Annotated in this window: 19 protein-coding genes; 6 read left to right on the plus strand and 13 right to left on the minus strand. The window is 63.0% G+C overall.

The window, feature by feature from the left end:
* Positions 1-22: 22 nt before the first annotated feature.
* Together ACR9Y2_RS28625 and ACR9Y2_RS28630 are read left to right on the plus strand one after the other, a co-directional pair.
* On the plus strand, positions 23-793 hold the full coding sequence (locus tag ACR9Y2_RS28625) for an electron transfer flavoprotein subunit beta/FixA family protein (RefSeq protein ID WP_435045293.1): 771 nt from the start codon (positions 23-25) through the stop codon (positions 791-793).
* Positions 790-1,764: an electron transfer flavoprotein subunit alpha/FixB family protein gene (locus tag ACR9Y2_RS28630; protein ID WP_435045294.1), complete on the plus strand. Its 975-nt coding sequence runs from the start codon at positions 790-792 to the stop codon at positions 1,762-1,764. Before ACR9Y2_RS28625 ends, ACR9Y2_RS28630 begins: the two co-directional genes overlap by 4 nt.
* Here the strand turns inward: ACR9Y2_RS28630 and ACR9Y2_RS28635 are convergent.
* From ACR9Y2_RS28635 to thpR, 8 genes are all read right to left on the minus strand, one after another.
* Positions 1,692-2,876 carry an acyltransferase family protein gene (locus ACR9Y2_RS28635; RefSeq protein ID WP_435045295.1) on the minus strand — a complete coding sequence of 395 codons (1,185 nt, stop codon included), beginning with the start codon at positions 2,874-2,876 and terminating at the stop codon, positions 1,692-1,694. The genes ACR9Y2_RS28630 and ACR9Y2_RS28635 overlap by 73 nt on opposite strands.
* 32 nt (positions 2,877-2,908) lie before the next feature.
* A complete protein-coding gene (locus ACR9Y2_RS28640) occupies positions 2,909-3,145 on the minus strand; it encodes a hypothetical protein (protein WP_435045296.1) in 237 nt (78 codons plus the stop codon).
* A gap of 30 nt (positions 3,146-3,175) precedes the next feature.
* A complete protein-coding gene (locus tag ACR9Y2_RS28645; protein WP_435045297.1) occupies positions 3,176-3,661 on the minus strand; it encodes a DUF3106 domain-containing protein in 486 nt (161 codons plus the stop codon).
* A complete protein-coding gene (locus ACR9Y2_RS28650) occupies positions 3,658-4,113 on the minus strand; it encodes an anti-sigma factor family protein (RefSeq protein ID WP_435045298.1) in 456 nt (151 codons plus the stop codon). The genes ACR9Y2_RS28645 and ACR9Y2_RS28650 overlap by 4 nt, the downstream gene beginning before the upstream one ends.
* A 7-nt stretch (positions 4,114-4,120) precedes the next feature.
* On the minus strand, positions 4,121-4,753 hold the full coding sequence (locus ACR9Y2_RS28655) for an RNA polymerase sigma factor (protein WP_435045299.1): 633 nt from the start codon (positions 4,751-4,753) through the stop codon (positions 4,121-4,123).
* A gap of 80 nt (positions 4,754-4,833) precedes the next feature.
* On the minus strand, positions 4,834-5,832 hold the full coding sequence (locus ACR9Y2_RS28660) for an NAD(P)H-dependent glycerol-3-phosphate dehydrogenase (RefSeq protein ID WP_435045300.1): 999 nt from the start codon (positions 5,830-5,832) through the stop codon (positions 4,834-4,836).
* Positions 5,833-6,438: a glycerol-3-phosphate 1-O-acyltransferase PlsY gene (plsY, locus tag ACR9Y2_RS28665; protein ID WP_435045301.1), complete on the minus strand. Its 606-nt coding sequence runs from the start codon at positions 6,436-6,438 to the stop codon at positions 5,833-5,835. It lies immediately after the preceding gene.
* Complete coding sequence (gene thpR, locus ACR9Y2_RS28670; RefSeq protein WP_435045302.1) at positions 6,435-6,998, minus strand: RNA 2',3'-cyclic phosphodiesterase; 564 nt, start codon at positions 6,996-6,998, stop codon at positions 6,435-6,437. Before thpR ends, plsY begins: the two co-directional genes overlap by 4 nt.
* A gap of 123 nt (positions 6,999-7,121) precedes the next feature.
* Between thpR and ACR9Y2_RS28675 the strand changes: the two genes are divergently transcribed.
* The 3 genes from ACR9Y2_RS28675 to ACR9Y2_RS28685 all read left to right on the plus strand — a co-directional run bounded on the left by ACR9Y2_RS28675 (position 7,122) and on the right by ACR9Y2_RS28685 (position 12,376).
* The gene (locus ACR9Y2_RS28675; RefSeq protein WP_435045303.1) at positions 7,122-7,619 is read left to right on the plus strand and encodes a DNA-3-methyladenine glycosylase; all 498 of its coding nucleotides are present in this window, start codon (positions 7,122-7,124) and stop codon (positions 7,617-7,619) included.
* A gap of 178 nt (positions 7,620-7,797) precedes the next feature.
* On the plus strand, positions 7,798-10,107 hold the full coding sequence (locus ACR9Y2_RS28680) for a carboxypeptidase-like regulatory domain-containing protein (RefSeq protein ID WP_435045304.1): 2,310 nt from the start codon (positions 7,798-7,800) through the stop codon (positions 10,105-10,107).
* A gap of 307 nt (positions 10,108-10,414) precedes the next feature.
* Complete coding sequence (locus ACR9Y2_RS28685) at positions 10,415-12,376, plus strand: hypothetical protein (protein ID WP_435045305.1); 1,962 nt, start codon at positions 10,415-10,417, stop codon at positions 12,374-12,376.
* Between the two features lie 6 nt (positions 12,377-12,382).
* Here the strand turns inward: ACR9Y2_RS28685 and ACR9Y2_RS28690 are convergent, their stop codons facing one another.
* The 3 genes from ACR9Y2_RS28690 to ACR9Y2_RS28700 all read right to left on the minus strand — a co-directional run bounded on the left by ACR9Y2_RS28690 (position 12,383) and on the right by ACR9Y2_RS28700 (position 16,529).
* Positions 12,383-13,597: a type II toxin-antitoxin system HipA family toxin gene (locus ACR9Y2_RS28690; protein WP_435045306.1), complete on the minus strand. Its 1,215-nt coding sequence runs from the start codon at positions 13,595-13,597 to the stop codon at positions 12,383-12,385.
* Positions 13,587-13,883 (minus strand): helix-turn-helix transcriptional regulator, encoded by a 297-nt coding sequence (locus tag ACR9Y2_RS28695; protein ID WP_435045307.1) that lies wholly within the window; start codon positions 13,881-13,883, stop codon positions 13,587-13,589. The genes ACR9Y2_RS28690 and ACR9Y2_RS28695 overlap by 11 nt, the downstream gene beginning before the upstream one ends.
* A gap of 180 nt (positions 13,884-14,063) precedes the next feature.
* Positions 14,064-16,529 (minus strand): glycosyl hydrolase family 95 catalytic domain-containing protein, encoded by a 2,466-nt coding sequence (locus ACR9Y2_RS28700; protein WP_435045308.1) that lies wholly within the window; start codon positions 16,527-16,529, stop codon positions 14,064-14,066.
* Positions 16,530-16,752: 223 nt separating this feature from the next.
* Between ACR9Y2_RS28700 and ACR9Y2_RS28705 the strand changes: the two genes are divergently transcribed.
* Positions 16,753-17,352 (plus strand): hypothetical protein, encoded by a 600-nt coding sequence (locus ACR9Y2_RS28705; protein ID WP_435045309.1) that lies wholly within the window; start codon positions 16,753-16,755, stop codon positions 17,350-17,352.
* Here ACR9Y2_RS28705 and ACR9Y2_RS28710 read toward each other — a convergent pair.
* Both ACR9Y2_RS28710 and ACR9Y2_RS28715 read right to left on the minus strand, forming a co-directional pair.
* Complete coding sequence (locus ACR9Y2_RS28710) at positions 17,349-18,191, minus strand: M55 family metallopeptidase (RefSeq protein WP_435045310.1); 843 nt, start codon at positions 18,189-18,191, stop codon at positions 17,349-17,351. The genes ACR9Y2_RS28705 and ACR9Y2_RS28710 overlap by 4 nt on opposite strands.
* Positions 18,192-18,201: 10 nt before the next feature.
* The gene (locus ACR9Y2_RS28715) at positions 18,202-19,938 is read right to left on the minus strand and encodes a carboxypeptidase-like regulatory domain-containing protein (protein WP_435045311.1); all 1,737 of its coding nucleotides are present in this window, start codon (positions 19,936-19,938) and stop codon (positions 18,202-18,204) included.
* Position 19,939 lies beyond the last annotated feature (1 nt).

The following is a 19,939-nucleotide window of genomic DNA, read 5'->3' on the forward strand; positions in this document are numbered from 1 at the left end:
TATTTACCTTCGCGAGGTGCCTATGAAGATCCTCGTCGCCCTAAAACAGGTGCCGGCGCGCGACTCGCAGTTGAAAGTCGATGCGGCTGCCCTCTGGCTGGACGAGTCCGAATTGAGTTTTGAGATCAATGAGCCCGACGCCTATGCCCTGGAAGCGGCTCTACAGTTGAAGGAACAGCATGGCGGCGAAGTCGTCGTGCTCTGCGCCGGGCCCGAACGCGCCAGTTCCGCCATCCGCGAAGCGCTGGCCAAAGGCGCCGACCGCGCCATTCACATCGAAGAGGATGCCCTCGGGGCCTACGACACCCTCAGCCTCGCCCGCCTGCTCGCCAAAGCCGCCGCCGCCGAACAGCCCGACCTCATCCTCACCGGCCTTCAGTCCGACGACCTCGGCAGCGGCCAGACCGGCGTTGTCATGGCCGAAGTCATGGGCCTGCCCCACGCCACCATCATCATGGCCGTCGAGGTCGACGGCGCCACTCTCCGCGTGAAGCGCGAACTCGAGAGCGGCTGGTTCCAGCATGTCTCCATGCCCCTGCCCGCAGTCCTCACAATTCAAAGCGGCATCAACAAGCTCCGTTACGCCACACTCATGGGCATCAAAAAGGCGAAGACCAAGGAAGTGAAGCGCCTCTCCGCCGCCGACCTGGGCGTCGCTCCCGCCGCCACCGTTCGCCTCCAGAGCGTGTATCAGCCCCAGCGCGTGAAACAGACCCAAATGATCGAGGGCAGCCCCGCCCAGCAGGCGGCCACCCTGGTCGAGAAACTCAAGTTTGAAGTGAGGGCGCTATGAGCGGCATTCTTGTAATCACCGAACAGTCGGGCGGCGCCTGGCACAAGATGTCCTTCGAGACGCTCGCCGCCGGCCAGCAACTGGGCCGCGACCTCGGCCTGCCCGTCCGCGCCTGCGTCTTCGGCAAGTCCAGTCCATCCGCCGACTTGGCGGCTTATCAGCTGGACGGCGTCATCGCGCTGGAGCATGACCTGCTCGAACAGTACACCGCCGATGGCGCCACCAATGCCCTCGCCGGCCTCATCAGGGATCTCGAGCCCGACTACGTCCTGCTGCCGCACACCTACCAGGTCCGCGACTTCGGTCCAAAGCTGGCTACGCGCTTTGAACGCGTCCTGCTCAGCGACGTCATCGCCTTCAAGGTCGACGGACAGAGCGTCGTCTTCGAGCGCCAGCTCTTCCAGGGCAAGCTGAACGCCTCCTACGCCTCTGCCGCCGGAGCGCCCGTCTTCGTCTCGCTCCAGGCCGGTGCCTACCGCGCCGAAGCGCTTGTGGCCGGCTCGGCCCCGGTCGAAACCCGCAATCCGCTCCTCGAGGCCTCCAAGATTCGCCAGAAGCCCGAAGCGCCCTTCCGCGAGTCCGCCCGCGCCGTCGATCTCTCGGCCGCCGAGTTCATCGTGGCCGTCGGCCGCGGCATCAAGGAAGAGGGCAACGTCCCGCTGGTCCAGGAACTAGCCGAAGCCCTCGGCGCCGAACTCGCCGCTTCCCGCCCCATCTGCGACTCCGGCTGGCTCCCCATGGAACGCCAGGTCGGCAGCTCCGGCCAGACCGTAGCCCCCAAAGTCTATCTGGCTGTGGGCATCTCCGGAGCCATCCAGCACCTGGTCGGCATGAAGGGCTCCAAGTGCATCGTCGCCATCAACAAAGACTCCGCCGCCCCCATCTTCGAGGTAGCCGACTATGGCATCGTGGGCGACCTGTTCGAGGTTGTGCCCGCACTCACCGACGCCGTGAAGAAGGCTCGCTCCTGAACGGGTTCAGGCCGTACTTGAAAGTACTGCTTTAACCGCAGGAACGGCTTCTCGTACAACTCGTAGCTGAGCCAGCCCAGCAGACTTGAACCGGCCAGACCCGCCACCAACAAGGCGAGCTGGCCTGTTCCTTTTTGTAGGCCCATCGCAGGATAGGAATAGTACAGGGCATAGGCCAGTGGCCAGTGCCAGACGTACATCCCGTAGCTATGCCGCCCAAACCAGCCGAGAACCGGATGCCCCAGAAACCCGCCGCCGCGCGGTGCGGTCACAATCACCGTCAAAATGACGGTAAATGCCGCCGCAAACACGGTCAAACCGGCGGCTAGAATCGGCGGGTGGAGATAGTGCGTGCCGCGTCCGGCCGCCATCACGCCCAGGCTCGCCATACCAGTACCCCACAGTGCGGTATGGAGCCAGGGCCGCACCCGGGCCAGCCAGTCGGTCTCCCTCACCAGGACGGCCGCCATGGCGCCCAGCATCAGCGCATCGGACCGCAGGATCGTATTGCGATAGATCCAGTTCGGATCCCAACCCATCCAGACACATGAGGTTCTGGCTGCAAGTACAAGCAAACAAGCCACGCCACAAAACCGGAATAGCCGTCGGGCCGGCAGCAGCCAAACGACCACCGGCCAGGCCAGGTAGAACTGTTCTTCGACCGCCAGTGACCAGAAATGCCCCAGTAGATGTTCCAGCCGTCCGTCCACCGGCAAAGGTACCCAATTGTTCAAGTACATCCAGTAGTAGATTCGATCTGACTGATTTGGAAGGTACTTGTCCCCTAAAACGACAAGTGTTGGGAAGGCAAAAAGGAGCACCCCCAGGGCCGCGAAGTAGAGCGGAAAGATGCGCAGGATCCGCCGCATCCAGAACGCGGTGAAGTAGTTCGGAGCGCGCCGGCTATCCAGCAGAATCCCGGTAATCAGGAACCCCGACAGCACAAAGAAGAGCTGCACGCCCACCCATCCAAGGCCCAGGATGCCCTTCCATGGATGCACTAAGTCTGGTGCTCTAAAGTGCAGAAATAAAACGAGAAGCAGCGCAAGTCCGCGCAGTCCATCCAAGGCCGGAATGCGCTGATTGAGCGTGGTGTCGGAATCACCGGTCACGCAGGCATAGTGGGCAGGGGAGACGAAAGCTCTCAGCGCGGTGCGTCTTTGAGAACGCCAGGCACCCGCGGGCCGGGATGCCGCACGCTGGACCGGGCCGGGCCGCCGTACAGCGCGACGTAGACCAGCAGGCTCAGCGCAATCGCAAAGGTGCAGACGAAGGCAAGAATCACACGTCGACCCACTCGATCCCGATAGGCATCGAGTTGATCGATCTCGGCAATCAGCCGCTCGATCGCCCGTGACTCCTGGTCAGTGGGGAGTTCCATCCCGCCCTCGTTCCTTCTAGAATGCAGCAACTAAGGCGTCTCGTCCAGTAGGGCAGAGTAGTCGGACAGAATGGATTGCTCGTTTCGGTTGAACTTTTTCTTGAACGATTGGCTCTTAAGTCGATCAGAGCGCTCGCTTTGTGACAAGCCGCGAAAAGAGTCCATTTCTGTCTGGACTTTGCCACGCCGGTTGTCGTCGAGCGCATTGAACTGCTGGAACATGTCCCGGGCGCGCTGCTGATGCTCCGTTGGTAGCTTCTGGAAGGCCTCATAGCGCCGCTGCAGGGCCTCGCGTTCCTCGGCCGGCAGGGCATCGAGTTTTTGCATCCGGATTTCAAATTGCTTGCGGCGGTCAGGCGGCAGAGTTTCCAGTGTGCGGCGGCGTTGATCCTGGGGCATCCGCCGGATCTGATCCACTGGACCGCCTGATTGCTTCCGGGCCGGTTGAGCCAAGGCGAACAACGGTCTGCAAATGACCACTAAGGCTATGAATTGCAGCACTTTCAGTGGGTTCATTTGTTGCTCAACTTTAGCTGCTGGAGCATTTCCAGGTCCTGCAAAGCCTGCTCCACTTGCTGTACCTCAGCGCCCGCCATCAAAGGTTGCTGCGGTTGAGGTTGAGGCATCATGACCACAAAATACGCGGCCAGCACCGCCGCCGCGGGCAGCACCGGTTTCCACGAGAGTTCACCCAGCCAGCGCCGCCATGTCGATTGCCACGCCGGCCGCGCTTCGATGCGGGCCATAAGCCGTGCATCAAACCCGGCGTCGACCGGCTCCGGCTCCCACCCATCCAGGGCGGTCCAGACACGCTGCTGCTCTTTGCAGAACTCTAGACAATGGAGGCAGTTGGCGATGTGTTCTTCGAGTAATGATTTATGCCCTTCATCCAGCCGCCCGGCACAATACTCCATTAGCAGTTGAGTATGGTGTTCGGATTCTAACGGGCAACCGGGACGCTGAGTCATTTCCGCATCAGGCGTACTGCGCCAGCCTCGCGCGTAAGCTCTCATAGGCCCGGAACAACAGCGACTTTACCGCCGACTCCGAGCAACAGAGTACCTTCGCGATTTGAGCATACTCCATCTCTTCGTATTTGTGCATCAAGATTGCGGCTCTCTGCTTCGCGGGTAGCTTAGCGATAGCCTCCCGCACCTCGTGGAGCTTGACTTGATTCACCAGTACGGATTCCACGCTGGGCTGCCCGTCTGTAATCTTCCGGGTCGCCCCACTCGTGGTGTCGTCCTGGAGGCTGTCCTGCGACTTGAGATTCTTCTCGTCGCGCAGCCAGTTGAAGGCCAGGTTCGTGGCGATACGGAACAACCAGGTGGTGAACTTGGCTGAGGCTTCGTAGCTCAAACGCGAGCGGTAGACCCGGAGAAAAACCTCCTGGGCCAACTCTTCGGCGATGGCTTTATTCTGGACCATGCGGAATAGAAAGTTGATGACCGGAGTCCGGTGCCGCTCCAGCAATTGCGCGAAGCAGGCGGGATCGCCATCGCGCACGCGCAGCATGAGTGCCGCATCGAGATCGATCGCAGCCGCAACCGCCCCACCCGATTGAACCCGTCCAGGAGTGGAAGGTTGCAGAGAGATCCCGCTGGTCATGCACCTCTTGACGCGGGCGAGCGCGCGCCGGTTTACAGCAGGTAACAGAAATTCACTATGAGCCGGTCTGGTTTGGAGTACTACTCTTCCTTCAAAGACCGGTCCATCAGGTCGCGGAGACCCTCTCGCGGGGACTTCCCCTCTCGAAGGATGGCATGCATCTGCCGGGTGATCGGCAACTCGACCCCAAGCCGCGCGGACAGGTCCATCGCGGCATAGGTCGTCTGGACGCCCTCGGCCACCATCCGCATACCGCCCAGGATCTCTTCCAGTTTGCGGCCCTGGCCCAACTGGAACCCGACGGTGCGATTGCGGCTGAGTTCCCCGTTGCAGGTGAGCACCAGATCGCCGAGCCCGGCCAGTCCGGCCATGGTCCGGCCTTCACCTCCGGCCGCCACGGCGAGCCGGGTAATCTCCGCAAGGCCCCGGGTGATGAGGGCGGCCATGGTATTCGCGCCCAAGCCGAGCCCAGCGCAGACCCCGGCCGCGATGGCGATCACGTTCTTGAGCGAGGCTCCGATTTCGACCCCGACTGGATCGCTATTCGTGTACAGCCGGAGGGTGGGTCCGGAGAAGGCAACCTGGACTGTCTTGGCCAGATCAGCATCCTGGGAGGCGATGACGATGGCGGCCGGCTCACCCCGGGCGACCTCTTTGGCAAAGGTCGGGCCGCTGAGCACGCCCACGCGGGGTGTGAAGCGGGGCGCGATCTCCTCGTGCATCACTTCAGTGATCCGGGCCAGTGAGCCGTTTTCCAGCCCCTTGGTGGCGCTGACGAACAGCATGTCCGGGTGGAGCACCGGCACGAGTTGGGCGTACAGCTTCCGCGCATGGTGCGACGGCATGACGCCCAGCACCACCTCCGCCTCCGCGGCGCTGGCCTGGAGATCGGAAAGGACTTCGATGTTCTCCGGCAGGGCGCTGTCGGGCAGGTAGACGTCGTTTCTGCGCGAGGAGCGCATGCGTTCGGCCAGATCCTGTTCGTATACCCATAGGCGGACCCGTTCGAAACGCGGGGCAAGGACGATCGCCAGCGCCGTACCCCAACTGCCTCCGCCGATGACGGCCAGATCCTTCACTTACTTCTTACCCCCAAAGCGGAAGACGTTTTCCGTACCGGCGCGCAGCCGTTCGATATTGGCCTTGTGGCGCCAAACGACGAAGGCGCCGCAGAATGTGACGGCCAGCATCACGGGCCACTCCGGATGGTAGATGAGCCAGACGCCCAGCGGGAACAGCGCCGCGCCCAGGATCGACCCCAGCGAGATGAAACGGGTGACGGCCACCACCAGCACAAATACAATGATGACGCCCAGCAAGGCAGCCGGAGCGAGGGCGAGCGCGGCACCGGCGAAACTGGCCACCGCCTTGCCGCCCTGGAATTTCAAGAAGATGGGGAATGCGTGCCCCAGAACGACGGCTACGGCGGCGGCGGCCATCCACGACAGGTCGCCCTTGGTGAAGTGGCTCATGATCCAGACGGAGAGCCAGCCCTTGCCGATATCCAACAAGAGAGTAAGGATGCCTATTCCGCGGCCGGAGGTGCGCAGCACGTTGGTGGCTCCGATGTTGCCGCTGCCCATGGACCGGACATCCTGGCCCGTCTTTAACCTTACAAGGATGTAGCCGAACGGCACGCCGCCGAGCAGGTAGGCGGCCAGGAGAACCAACAAAGGGGTCATCATACTTCTTGGGGGGCTTCCAGGGGATAGGTCGCGAACTTCGTGTAAACGGAGCCGGTGGCGGTGGGGCGGCTCTGGTAAAGATGGAATTCCTTGGCGGTGTAGGCGCCGAAGTCGGCGTTGGGCAGGTCAGCGATGGCCTTCTTCAGCGGGAACAGATCCACTGTGGTCTTGATGCGCGCCAGGGTCAGGTGCGGATGGAACTCCTTCGTCTCCGGCGGGACTCCGATTTCCGCGCAGGCCTCATCGCAGCTCTTCGCCAATTGGCGCAGCGCCTCGGGCGCCTGAATCCCTGCATAAAGCACATGGGGATGATGGGGATTCGGGAACCAGCCCAGGCCGCGGATGCCGATCTGCATCGCGCCAGGGCGTGGCACCTGGCGGAGTGCATCCTTGAGTTCGTCCAGGCGCTCAACCGGCCACATCCCAACAAACTTGGCAGTGATGTGGAGGTTGGAGAGCGGGCTCCAGGCAATGTCGGCCTTGGGCTGCAGCAGCTTCAGCAGCAGTTCGAGGTTGCGCCGCATTTCGTAAGGCACGTCGAGACCGATGAACAGGCGCATAGTGCGGGGTGATTGGAGAGGGTTCGGGGTGGTTGAGAGAGCTATCAGCCATCAGCTAACAGCTTTCAGCTTTCCCCTTCGCCTCGCTATCCTCGTACTTAGCGTACCTTGACGTGCCCGGATATGCACCCTCGAGTCCTGCCTCGCTCCTTCTATGAACGGCCCACTGTGGAGGTCGCGCGCTCCCTCCTGGGGCAGATTCTGGAATTCAACGGCCGCCGGGGCCGGATTCTGGAAGTGGAGGCGTACCTCGGTATAGGGGACAGGGCGGCGCACACGCATCGCGGCATCACTCCGCGCACGAAGGTGATCTTCGGGCCGCCGGGGTATGCGTACGTCTACTTCATCTATGGAATGTATTACTGCCTGAACATCGTGGCGGAACCGGATGGTGTGGCGGGCTGCGTCCTGATCCGTTCAGTGGAAGGCGCAGGCAACGGACCTGGCAAGTTGACCCGCTCCCTGGGCATCACGCTGGAGCACAACGGCTGCGACCTGACGAAGGGGCCAATTCGAGTGCTGGCGGGACCGCCGATTGAGCATGAGGCGATTGAAGTAACGCCGAGGATTGGGATCCGGCTGGATGCGGATCTACCGCTGCGGTTCGTGCTGCGCGGCTGAGCTGCATCCGGCCCTGCAACGACGCTTTTTGTTCCCCTTGAACCCGTGAAAGAGTAGGCGTACCATTACCGCGACCGTGCGAAATTGGCGGAAGTAGTGAGCCAATTCAACCCGCACTTGTGCAGCTTGCTGCGCGTCCGCCACACCCCAAAGTAGTCAGGACCAATAGGAGAGGGTCATGAGACTCACCCGGGAAGAACTCACCGGCAAACTCCTCGCGCGTGTCGCTCGCGAACCGCGCGAATTCAGCACCAAAACTATCCATCTTGTCGAGCGCGCCATGCCAGCTCGTACGATGCTGCACATCGGATCCGATCAGGAGGAGGTCACCAGCGAATCGTTCCTGGTGATTATCGACGAGGCGCCCGGCGCGTACTGGACGCACCCCGTACGTTATGAACTGCACGACGTGGAGACAGGCGCCATTCGGGTTATTCAAAGCAAGTACCCGTTGGAGAACCCGGAATTCACCGACGAAATCGTAGCGGTCCACATTCCGGACCTGCCCCAGCTCAAGAAGCCAAAGGACGCCCATTTTTTTGAACTGCCACCCCTGCGGGTGGAGGATGTTCTCGAGCGCACCGGCACGGCGTCCTACGACCTGCCATCTTCCCAGGCAGCGCATCGCTACGCCTTATTCGTCACCGGCATGGATAACATGCCCGACTTTCACAACGACTTCGTGAGGATGAGGGACCTGCTGATCGACCGCTACGGCTACGATCCTGCGCACATCACCATCGCCATGGGCGCCCCCAGCGTGTGGAGCGACCTGCTAGTGGATTATGCCGGCACCATTGCCGGTCTGGATGCCGCATTGGATTCCTATGCTCCCGGCGGGACACGAGTGCTGAGCGCGGACGATCATCTCTTCCTCTACACCTTCGATCATGGCGGTTCGGACGCCGGACAGGCATACCTCTGCATGGCGCCCACCTGGAACCAGCACTATCCGAGCAGCCGGATGAAACAGAAGTTGGACAACATCCACTGCGGCGAGTTGATTGTCGCCATGAACCAGTGCTACTCGGGCGGATTCGTGACGGATGTCCTCACGAGCACGGGGCCCGGCTCGATCGCCATTCTGACCGCCTGCAGCGACAGCCAGAACGCATATCCTTCCGGCGCGTCTTCGGCCGGCGGCTACTTCTCCGGCGTCCTGGTCGCATCCCTCAATTGGGGTTTCCCGGCCAGCATTCCGGCCGATTTCCCGGGCTTCACGGCCGGGGAATTGACCTGGCACGATTCCAACGGCGACGGCATGATCTGCGCCGAAGACGCCTGGAACTTTGTGCAGACGGAGATGTACGCGCACCACTCCACCACCATCAGCGGCATCGAAACTCCGCAGTATGGGGTCTCCGCGGCTGGTGTGGGCACGAACCTCTTCTGGGGCAAGCCCGACTTGCGCGTGATGGATAGCGCGGCGCCTTACTGGTGGGAAAGCCCGGACATTTTTCTGGTCGACCCGGCGACGACACCGACTGACCTGAACACGGTGCCTGGCAATCCGACCTTCTGGGGCGACAACTACCACCCCGACACACCGAACCGGCTGGTGGCCAGGGTCCACAACTTTGGCTGCGCGCCGGCTCGCAACGTTGCGGTGGAACTGCGTGTGATGTCGTTTGGGGCCGGCGGCGGCACCAGCGTCGTTGGCAGCCCCACCGTGACCAACGTGAATCCGGGCCACCACGATTACGCGTGGGTCGACTGGAACTTCCCCAGCGCCCTGATCCATCGCTGCGCGATGGCGCGGGCCACCTGTCCCGGCGATCCCGCGGCTCCCTTCGGCACCGACATGCTGCTGGACGACAATCAGGCCCAGCGCAATATGGATCCGGCCTACTGCGCACCCCAGTCGCAGCAGCAGAAACCGATGGTGATCGAGAAGGTCTTCCTGCTGCACAACCGGTTGCGGCAGTCCGCCGTATTTACCGTGAAACCGGTCGGCCGCCTGGAGGGCCGTCTGGCGAAGGCAACAATGGAAGGGCTGGAGCCCGATTCGAAGATCACCCTCAAGGCCGGCGAGAAACGGAAGATCAAAGTGGCCTTCCAGATCAGGGAGGGCGCCGAACTCGGAGAGAAATTCCGGTTCCCGGTCGAGATCAAACGCATGAACCCGGAGCCGATGGCCCTGGGTGGGGTGACCATCCATGTGGAGGTCGCAATCGGCCGGCTGGAGGGCACGGTGGTTGCCAAAGACCGGCGCGTCTTCGCGGAAGGTTCCGTCAAGCTCGCCAACATCAAGCAGCCGGAACTCGCCTATGAGGCGAAGCTCGACCGCCGCGGCCGGTTTTCGCTGAAAGACATCGTTCCTGGTCCGTACACGATGGTGGCCAATTGCCCGGAGGGCTTCGGGCAGGCGTCAGTCTTCGTGGAACCGAACAGGATTACGCGCTCGATCATTCGCCTGGAGGCGCAACACATCTGGATCGGCAAGGTGCTGGCGGAAACCCGCGCGGTGAAAGTGGCGGTGGCGCGCTAACCATTGCAGAGCGACTGCGGACATTTCCACCCATCTGGGAAACGCGGCCCGAAAATCCTTGATTCGCCCGTCCGGCAGCATTACTATGCTTCCGGGAGGATCTGGCCGATGCGCAGCTATCACACCCCCCAGGTCGCGGACTGGCTCCGCGAAGCCTTCGTTGTGTTCGTTATCCTGGCAGCGCTTCTGTCGCTGCTGGTGCTGGTAATCCCCTCCAACTCGTGACCCCCAGCGGCTGGCCGGAGTGCTTGATCCCACTCCGGTCAGCCCGGCCGATTCCGCTACCCATTGAGATATGCTCGGGAGCATGCTTCGCGCCGTACTCCTGGTGTGTCTGGCCTGCGCTGTGTTATCCGGACAGCCGGGCTGGTGGATGAACGAGCCGATCCGCTGGGTCCAGACCAATCTACGCGAGACCGATGCCGCCATGGACACTGCGCGCCTGGCCACCCAACTGGCTGAGATGCGGGCCAATGTCGTGCTGATGGGGATGGGTGGAATTTGCGCTTATTATCCGACTAAAACCGAGTTTCATTATCCCAGCGCCTACCTGCCGGCAGGCAAGGATATGTTCGGCGATATTCTGCGCGAGGCGCATGCCCGGCACATTCGAGTGGTGGGCCGCTATGACTTCAGCAAGACGCAGAAGGCGGTCTACGACGCGCATCCGGAGTGGTTCTTCAAGAAGGCCGACGGCTCTCCGGTCATCTACAACGGGTTGTACTCCACCTGCATCAATGGGGGCTACTATCGCAGCCAGGTGATGAAGATCCTGAGCGAAGGCCTGGAGAAGTACGACGTCGACGGGCTGTTCTTCAATATGTTTGGCAACCAGGCGACCGACTATAGCGGAAACTATGTCGGCTTGTGCCACTGCGATGCCTGCAGGAAGAAGTACGCGGAAGAATATCATCGCGAAATTCCGGATAAGTCCGATGAGATTTACCGCGAATTCCTGCAGCAGAGTGCGCGCGAGGTGTCCCAGGCGATCGGCCGGCTGATTGGCGAGAAGCGCGAACGGGCTGGTTACTTCAATTACATGCAGGAGTTCACCGACGGCATCATGTCGGAGTCGAACACGGCCGTGAACCGCCCGTTGCCGTTGTGGCCCTACGCAACCAGCGACAACGTGAATCGCGCCCGGAACAGCCAGCCGGACAAGATGGCGGTGGATCTCAATATGCAGTTTGTCGACTACGCCTGGCGCTTCGCGACGGTGCCGCCGGCGGAGATCGCGCGCCGGATGTGGCAGGCGCTGGCTCACGGCGGGGCGTTGACGTTTGAGGTGAACGGCACGTTGGACCTGCACGACCGGCAGGCCTACGAGACCGCGCGGCCCATCTTCCAATGGGCGGCCGCGCATGAGCGGGAGTATCTGGGACTGCACAGCGAGGCGCGGGTCCTGCTGCTGACGAAGGCGGGCAGGAACAGTGCGGAAGATGCGTCTTACCGTGGCCTATTCCGGCTGTTGAGCGAAGAGCACATTCCGTTTGCGGTCTCGAACAATCTGGAATGGATGGGCGCGCATCCTTACGATCTGGTGATTGCCTCGGATTGGGCGCCTTCGCAGTTGAGGCGGTATGTGGAGCAGGGCGGCCGGTTGCTGCTGGTGAGTTCGAAGCCGCCGGAGTTTGAGGCGGCCAGGGTGGTGGGGACGCAGGCCGAGGTGAAAGGGTATGTACGTGTACGGGACCACGGCGCTTTCCCGTCGCTGAAGTCCACAGACCTGCTGATGCTAAACGGCGCGTTTACGCAGTTCGAGGTGGAAGGCGCCGCTCCGTTGACGTTGGTGCCGCCCTCGATGATTGGTCCCCCGGAGAAGATCCATGTGGACATGAAGGACACGGATACTCCGGCGGTTTGGTCGAGCGCAATCGGGCGGGGCCGCATGACGTGGCTGCCGTGGAATCTGGGGGCCATGTATTACCGGCTGAGCCTGCCCGCGCATGCCGGGTTGTTCCGCGACTTGGTGTCAGCGATGATGCCGAAACGCCAGGTGGTGACGAACGCGCATCCGCTGGTCGAGATGACGCTGATGGAGAGGGAAGGGGAGTCGCAGGTTCATCTGATCAACCTGTCAGGCCATTCGCAGACGGCCAGTTTCGCGCCGATTCCGATGCAGGGGATTGAAGTGTCGGTGGAAGGTGTATTTCGACGAGCACGAACGGTGCGGAGCGCGGGGGAACTGAAGGTGTCCGTGGTGGATGGCTACACACGATTCACGGTTCCGCGGTTGGCGGACTATGAACTGGTGGTGCTGGGCCGCTGAAGCGGGTCAGGCGGCGGCAATGGCGGCGGCCACTTTGCGGATGTGGGCTCCAATCGTCAGGCGCAGTTCGGGCGGCAGGAGGTCTCGGTGCGGCAGGTTCTTCCAGGCGCGGGCGGTCGTTTCGGCGGTCGTGCGGACCGTGTCCCAGACGGGCGCCATGGGCAGACCGGCGCGATCGGCGAAGCGGCGCGCCTGATCGAGCGTGATTTCGTGCAAGGTGCGACTGCCTCCGAACGATAGCGCCAGTTGGTCTTCCCGCAGGTAGGGCAGGGTAGAGACGTAGTCATAGGCCGGAGCCAGCGTGGGTACGCGGCCATCGGCATATAGCAGCGACCAGTTCTTGAGATGCATGTCGCCATTGCCGATGAGTACGGAAAAGACGAGGCGCTGGAGGAAGTCGTCGGTGGCGTCCCCCGCCGTCTCCGCACGTAGCACGGCTGCGATGTTGGCGTAGCTGCGGCTTTTGTATTTATCCTCTGGAAACTGTCCGAAGACCTGGGCGAAGTCCTCCATGTGGACCCGGCGGCCATTTTCCAGACGGTCGAAGCGTTGGACAGCGAGCGCTTGGCCCGCGATGCGCGAGGCGTCGGCCGGGAGTCCACCGATTTCAGCGACGGGCAGCAGGCGCGTGGCTGGTACTGGAATGCCGATGGAGCGCGCCAGTTCCAGCATCACGAACTCGTTCTCTGGGACCGAGGCGAACTGCGTGGAGGGCAATTTCACGATCCAATTGCCGCCGATGCCTCGCTCCGGCATGGCGAAACCGCCCGCGGCATTGAGGATGGCTGGGAATTTCTGTTGTGATCCGGCGAGTGAGAAGTGGAGACTTCCCTGGCGCTGAGGTAGGGATGCCGGTTTGGAACTCTCGACCGGTTGGATGACGACGGCTCCGCTGAGGTCTGCGCCCAGGACGGCCAGGAGAGGAAACTCTCGCTCCGGATCCACACCGACCTTGGCCGCGAGGTAGGTTCGCAAAGCGCCCTCTGGCAGCAGGTTGGAGAAGAATGGCGGCAGGCGGCGGCGCGTCGGGTGGGCTCGGGTCACCAGTCCGCCGCCGGATGACTTGAAGCCCAGGCTGAGCAATGGGCGGTTGGAGTCGTCGAGGTAGTCCTGATCGAAGGAGAAGAGGTGCTGGTCTCCCGACATCCGGGTGAGGATGCCGGTGAGCTGGCCGTGCAGGTACACGCCGAGAGCATTTACCCGCTCGAGATCAGGCGTCATGGCCGGCCTCGTCGTCAGGTTCGGTGGCGTAGAGCGGGCGATCGTCTTCGCTGGCGGGCTGCTCGTGATCACGGACCAACGCTTGGACGGCAGGCACCAACGCCCTGGGGATGAGCAGGAGGTCGAAGTCGAGGACACGTACGAGGTCGAGAAGCGTGTTGAAGCGCGGGGTGACCTTGCCGGACTCGATGGCGGAGATATGGACTTGGGGCAGCCCGATGCGGCGGCCCAGTTCGAGTTGGCTCCATTTGCGGGCGCGACGAGCCGAGGTGAGGGCCTGGCGCATGGTTTGGGGGAGGCCTTCGAGTCGCCGTGATTCAATATGCGATGGCATATAGATCTATGAGAACTATATGTGATTGCATATGACATGTCAATCGGAAGTCGACTCGTTTGATATGCAATCACATATGGCGATGAGTGTTTGATATGTTATAACATATGACGTCGATGGAGTAGATGCGCACTACCCGCGCACACCGTACAGCTCGCCCGGCTTCGTCTCGAACTCCAGAATCTCGCCCTGGACGGTGTGTGGCCACGCCGTGCCGCCCGGCAGACGAATCACCTGCGGCTTGGCATTCGACCATGGATTTACCAGCCGCACTTTGGCGCCCTTCTCGCTCTTGATGGTGAGCGTTGTCACCGTGGACCCGTTCCAGGCGGCGGTGACCAGGAACGCTCCAGCGGCGCGAAGGTCACGGAAGCTGGCCGGACCCAGGTTCTGCGTATTCGGGAACAGCCGGAGCACTCCGCTGTAGCTCTGCAGCAGGCACTCGTTGAGCACCGCGGGCAGGGAGAGGTTCTCGGTCCAGACGCCCATCTCCATCATGTAGTCGTAGTTGGTTTCGTCGCGGTAGCGGCCGCCGGTCTGGCGCAGGCGATCGTTGGCGATGCCGAGCGGGGTAGTGCAGTAGCGGACTTCGCGCTGGAACCAGTCGAGATCGAGCATGCCCAGGCGGGCGCGGGCCAGCGGCTGCCACACGAGATCGTTGCCGCCCTCCAGCCGGACGGTCCGGGCGGTGCGGCGCGCGATCTCCAGTTGATCCTTCCGCAGGTCGAGACCGACCTGTTCACCAGGAAAGACCGGCGCTAGCGTGACTGGCACGTTGTAGACGTACTCGGCCGGGGCGTCGAGCACATCGAGCCAGACGCGGCCATAGGGACCCTCGACGTCGGGGTAGGGCGCCAGGTTCTGGCGGACCTCCTTCCAGCGCGCCTGCTGGTCTCGATCGATGTTGAGGCGCGTGGCGGCTTCACCGACGGCGTCGAGCAGGAACGCAGTGAGGGCGATGTCGATGATGCAGTCGCGATTCAGGCGGAAGTCGACGGTGGCGCCCCAGTTCTCGGGCGAGACAGTGGGAGCGATGTGGTACTTGCCGTCGGCGCCCTTTTTGACGAAGGCCACCAGGAAGTCGGCCGCCGCGCGCAGCATGGGATAGACGCGGCGCAGGTACGCCTCATCAAGCGTGTAGAGGTACTGCCACCACAGGCTTTGCACGGTCCAGGGAGTCTCGCAGATCTCGTAACCCCAGGGCGGGGCAGGGTAGGGATTGGCGGCGCTGGGTACGGGATAGGCGGAGTGCGGGAAGTAGGCTCCGGGGAGGCCGAACTGCACGCGGGCGTTCCACTCGGCCATGGGCACGAGCGATTCCACCAGCCGGGTGTAAGGTTCGTGCTGCTCCACGTGATTGCTGGAGAAGACGCCCCACCACACCTGCTGGGTGTTGTAGTTCATGTGGTAGTCGCCGTGCCAGGCGGTACCGATGCGGCCGCTGCTCCAGTTGCCGAAGAGGCCGGGGGCGATTGTGCCGGGCTTGAGGCAGCAGGCGAGAACGTATTGGTTCTGATACCAGGTGCGCTCCAGGTCCTTGTTCTGGAACTCGACCGCGGAATGGTTCCAGAAGGCGGCCCACTGTTTGGCGGACTCGGTGCGCAGCGTGGCGATGGGGACGGCGGAGAGGCGGGTGGCTTCGTCGCGGGCGTGGGTCTCGGCGCCGGCGTGATCGCGTGGAGTGAAGAGCGTGAGGTCGAGCCGGAAGGGTTGCGGGGCGGTGGATCCCAACAGGACACGGTGGCGTTTCGGTTCCTGCGGCTGGACCGTCCAGTTTCCCGAGAGGATCCCGTGGAGGGAGAAGTTGGTGTCCTTCGGCGAAGCCGGTGGATGGGGAACGGCGTCGGTGGGCGCGGTCGCCGGGAAGTGCTGGTAGCCCGAGAACCGGCTGCCTTCCGCCCACAGCTTGGGTTCCGGCAGCTTGGCCTGGTCGTCCCAGTTGGCCTGGTAGGCGACCGAGAGTACGGGTATGGGGCCATCGCTCGACAGGCTGATATGGCCGTTTTCGCGGCTCACGAAGCACGTCAGGTGGAACGGGCGGACCGTGCCGCGCAGGTCGTCGTATTCGAAGGTGAGGGTGGCGGCGCCCGTGGCGATGTCGAGTTCCTGCCGGACCACGCGCACCATGCGCGAATCCCAATGCAGCCAGACGGTGCCGCACGGCCAGGGTCGGGGCCAGGGCTTGCGATAGGACGACTGCATGAGGTCGGAGTATTCGCGGAAGAAGTCGATCTTCGACTCCAGGAAGGTCATTTCCGGCTTGCCCTGCCGTTTGGCCTCTTCTCCGGCACGCTTCCAGAGATCCAGCACCTGCGCGAAAGTCTTGATGTGCGGGACGTGCTCGTCGCTGACGCGGATATCCCAGGAATCGTTCTTGCCGATGTGGAGGCCCAGCGCGTCGGGGCGGACGGTGAGGCAGACGCCGATGTCGCCATTGCCGAGGAGGAGTCCTTCAAAGAAGGTGGGCGTGGGCTGGGTGCGCAGGAATGAGTGGCGGCGGGCTATGGCGAGCGTGTCCAGCGGCGCGGCGGATGAGGGGGCGGCAGCGGCTGCCAGTGCGGCGGTGGTGCCTAGGAAAGTCCGGCGGGTGGTGTCCATGAGTGCCTCCAACTGGCTCCCGGCCATTGCGTGTATTCGGGTCTGGAAGTCAGCTCCCGTGGAGCCACAGTATCAGATGCGATGGGGCGCGCCCAAGCGGTTGCGGCCTCCCCGGCTACGGTTGTGTAGGAGAAACACCGGGCGATTTTCGGCGGAGTACTAAGGGAGTTCTACGATGGTTCGCGGCCGGCAGGCCCGTTAGGATCTTCGGTAAGAGGTACGCATGAAAATTCTGGTCCTGCGAATGACTCTGATGGCCGCCGCGGCGGTCTGTTGCCTTGGTCAGGCAATGGTAGAACACGCGGCGGCGGCGGCAGTGGGTACGGCCGGCAGCGTGGGTGGCAAGGCGATCAGCAACGGCTTGGATAAGGTTTTCGGCCGTGTGGCAGCAGCGACGAAGGAAGCAGAAGGCCAGCCGGAGCCTGACGTCAAGGTCAAGGCCAAGGCTCAGGCGGGCGCGAAGTCCGTGGATGGATCCGCGGGTACCTCCGGAGCGGCGGCGCATGCGCGGCGTACTCGAGTGACACGCAGGAAGACGGCGGCGGCCGACACCTCGGAGCCGGCTGCTGCTTATGCTTCTGCGCGGAGCTACGCCGCGGCGGCGGCGCGGGTGGTGGCGACGCCCCAGGAGTTCGCGAAGCTGGCCACAGGCGCGCCCAAGAGCGAACTGGCTGAGCGCCTGGGGACGGCCTCGTACAAGATCAGCGTGCCCGAGGAAGGGCACCTGACGGAGATCTACCGTTACGCCAATCACGGCGTGGCGGTAGGTACGGTGCGGGTGGTGGATGGAGTCGTGTCGGAAGTGAAGCCGGCGAAGAACTAGCGGCCTGCCCAGAGGGTCCAGGCCTCCATGAAGTCCTTGCCCCGGAAGCGCGTCGTGCGGGGGCCGATGTGTTCGACGCCTGGCAGGAGTACGGCGTCGGGCGAGGGCGTGGAGCGCGTGGTGGATTCCTGGATGATCTCGACGGGCCCTTCGATGCGATAGGGCGGAATCTGATTTATTCTGCGCAGGGCTTCGTAGGCGGCGGCTTCAATTCGCATGTTGGCGGTAGCGGCATCGTCCGAGATGCAGGCATAGTAGCCGACGCCTTCTTTTACGGCGACGGTGACGGCCTGCGGCACAATCGCGTGCAGGTCTTCCGTGGCGGCCTGGTCTCCGGTGAGCAGGATGACGGGCGTGTTGTACCAACCGGCGAGGGCGCTGCGGGTTTCGATTTCGCCCACCTCTTTGCCGTTCATGAGCAGCTTCTGGATCCCCTGCGAACTATAGCTGTGGGCCATGACGGCGCGTTCACGATTGGCGCGCGCGTGCTGGCCGATGAAGCCGATGGCGGAGAATTTCCGCTCGAGGAGCATTTTGGGGCCCAGCGAGCCGATGACAAGTTTCGCGTGTTCGATCTGGAGCGCGGACAGGGTACGGCTGCCGTCGTGGCCATCCCAGACGACGACATCGGCACCTCCGGCGCGCATGAAGCCGCGGATGGCGGCATTGATCTCGCCGGCCAGCAGTTTCTGGAGCTCGGGATTGGTGGGCTCAGTCTGCTCCTGGCGGCAGATGCCGGCGACGCCTTCCGCGTCTGTGATGAGCAGGATGGACTTGGGCGATTGCGCGGCGGCGCAGGTGCAAAAAGCGGCGGTCAAGACGAGTAGCTTGCGTAGCATGACTAGCCTATTATGGGGCCGCTGGGGGTGGGGTGTCTCCGTAGAGGTAGGTCTGAATCGCCTTCTCCACTTCGGCTTTGGTGAAGCACCGGACAGGCAGGTTCTGCCGACCTGTCGCGGGGACGTCGATAGGGTCCACTTTGGGGGCGAGGACGCGGAGCAACGGCGCGCGGTCGCGGCTGCCGGCGAAGTCCGTTTCCAGCGCGATGAAGCGGTAACGGCCCGGAACAATCCGGCTGGCGTACTTGAGTGATTCCGGATCACCTTCGACGACGTGGTCAGCCTGCTCAGTCGACAGTGGTTGCTCCGGGACGGCGAGCACCATCCATTTCCTCTCGCTGCCAGTCGGCAGGTTTTCCAGCTTATAACTCATGTTGGGTTTTGGCGCGAGGCGGAGCCGGAGGGTTGGCGCGAGCGCTCCCGTGATCTCGATGACGCCCCCTTCCACTCGTTTGTCGTTGAAAATCACGCTTTCGACGTAGGTGCGGTCGTAGTTGAGACGGCAGCGGATGCGCCACCGGCCGGCCGGGACGGCGGGGAGAGTGAACCGGCCGGTCTCGGAATCGATGTCGGCAGGTGCAGCGTACAGTCCGGATCCTGAGTCGGCAGAGTCCAGCGTGATGGTTCCGGCTGGCCGGACCGATCTGTGGCGGACCTCTCCCGTGGGGGTGTTCTCAACGATGAAGTCGACATTCTGGTTGGGCTGAATGAGGCGGCTGCCCGAACTGTCTTCCGCGATTCCGCTGACGGGGATTCCGGGCCGCAGGACGATGGGGAAGGGAGGCGGAGCAGTATCGCCGACAGTCAAGGGGAAGTTTGCCGTGGCGGGCGGGTTGGTTCCGCGATCCCTGGTAGTGGCTACGAGTTGGTAGTGGCCTGGCGGCACGGTGCGGAATGAGAAAGTTCCGGTTTTGTCGTCGGAGCTTCCGTCCAGCGTTGAGAAGCCGCGGTTTTCGCCGGCGTCGGATGGATAGATTTCCATTGATACCGGCTCCTGCCAGGTGACCCCCGGCGCAGCGGTGAGCGGGCCGGTGAGGGCGCTGACGGGGGTGGCCCGCAAGCGAAATTCGAGGTGCGGGTCGAGTCCAGGCGCGGCCGCGAATGGCTGAGCCCCGGCACGAGTGGGGCTGTCGGGATAGAAGACCGGCATCCATGTGGAGCGAGCCTCGAAACCGTCGCGTGGGACGACATCGAGCAGGTGCTCAGTGGGCAGGATGGCGTTGCAGGAGGTGAAAGCGACATAGCGATCGGGCGCCACGGAATCAAGGCGGAAAAAGCCGCGATTGTTAGTGACGGCCATGTGCAGCCTGCTGGCGCTGCCTTCCTGTGCCGCGACAGGGGAAATGAACACGTGGCAATCACCAACCGGTTCGCCCTCATCGTTCAGCACACGGCCGGAGACGACGGTGGGCGGAGAGAAGGCCAGTTTCAAGCCCTCAATCTGCTGGCCAGGCCTGATCTCCAAGCGAAGGCCAATCTGCGGGCCACCCAGCGGGCCAGGGTTCTGGGCGTGGGAGACAATCAGAAAACAGCGTCCGGGACTCGCGCCGGCAAGTTGGAAGGTCCCATCGGCCAGGGTGGAGGTGAAGAGATTCGTCGGACTCCCCTCGCCGTCCACCAGTTGCAGGCGCGCATCGTTGATGGGCACTCCAGCCGAGTTGACGACGATGCCGGAAAGCGTCCCGGGTGTCTGCTGCGCCATCGCGCCGAGCCCGGCGAAGAAGAGAAAGGCTAGGCGGCTGGGCATT

The sequence above is a fragment of the Paludibaculum fermentans genome, assembly GCF_051172195.1.
GTDB lineage: Bacteria > Acidobacteriota > Terriglobia > Bryobacterales > Bryobacteraceae > Paludibaculum > Paludibaculum fermentans_A.

Excerpts from the sequence above, each read along its gene's own strand:
- ACR9Y2_RS28625 (WP_435045293.1), top strand. The coding sequence starts at position 23 with ATGAAGATCCTCGTCGCCCTAAAACAGGTGCCGGCGCGCGACTCGCAG.
- ACR9Y2_RS28630 (WP_435045294.1), top strand. The coding sequence starts at position 790 with ATGAGCGGCATTCTTGTAATCACCGAACAGTCGGGCGGCGCCTGGCAC.
- ACR9Y2_RS28640 (WP_435045296.1), bottom strand. The coding sequence starts at position 3,145 with ATGGAACTCCCCACTGACCAGGAGTCACGGGCGATCGAGCGGCTGATT.
- ACR9Y2_RS28645 (WP_435045297.1), bottom strand. The coding sequence starts at position 3,661 with ATGAACCCACTGAAAGTGCTGCAATTCATAGCCTTAGTGGTCATTTGC.
- ACR9Y2_RS28650 (WP_435045298.1), bottom strand. The coding sequence starts at position 4,113 with ATGACTCAGCGTCCCGGTTGCCCGTTAGAATCCGAACACCATACTCAA.
- ACR9Y2_RS28655 (WP_435045299.1), bottom strand. The coding sequence starts at position 4,753 with ATGACCAGCGGGATCTCTCTGCAACCTTCCACTCCTGGACGGGTTCAA.
- plsY (WP_435045301.1), bottom strand. The coding sequence starts at position 6,438 with ATGATGACCCCTTTGTTGGTTCTCCTGGCCGCCTACCTGCTCGGCGGC.
- thpR (WP_435045302.1), bottom strand. The coding sequence starts at position 6,998 with ATGCGCCTGTTCATCGGTCTCGACGTGCCTTACGAAATGCGGCGCAAC.
- ACR9Y2_RS28675 (WP_435045303.1), top strand. The coding sequence starts at position 7,122 with ATGCACCCTCGAGTCCTGCCTCGCTCCTTCTATGAACGGCCCACTGTG.
- ACR9Y2_RS28680 (WP_435045304.1), top strand. The coding sequence starts at position 7,798 with ATGAGACTCACCCGGGAAGAACTCACCGGCAAACTCCTCGCGCGTGTC.
- ACR9Y2_RS28685 (WP_435045305.1), top strand. The coding sequence starts at position 10,415 with ATGCTTCGCGCCGTACTCCTGGTGTGTCTGGCCTGCGCTGTGTTATCC.
- ACR9Y2_RS28690 (WP_435045306.1), bottom strand. The coding sequence starts at position 13,597 with ATGACGCCTGATCTCGAGCGGGTAAATGCTCTCGGCGTGTACCTGCAC.
- ACR9Y2_RS28695 (WP_435045307.1), bottom strand. The coding sequence starts at position 13,883 with ATGCGCCAGGCCCTCACCTCGGCTCGTCGCGCCCGCAAATGGAGCCAA.
- ACR9Y2_RS28700 (WP_435045308.1), bottom strand. The coding sequence starts at position 16,529 with ATGGACACCACCCGCCGGACTTTCCTAGGCACCACCGCCGCACTGGCA.
- ACR9Y2_RS28705 (WP_435045309.1), top strand. The coding sequence starts at position 16,753 with ATGAAAATTCTGGTCCTGCGAATGACTCTGATGGCCGCCGCGGCGGTC.
- ACR9Y2_RS28710 (WP_435045310.1), bottom strand. The coding sequence starts at position 18,191 with ATGCTACGCAAGCTACTCGTCTTGACCGCCGCTTTTTGCACCTGCGCC.
- ACR9Y2_RS28715 (WP_435045311.1), bottom strand. The coding sequence starts at position 19,938 with ATGCCCAGCCGCCTAGCCTTTCTCTTCTTCGCCGGGCTCGGCGCGATG.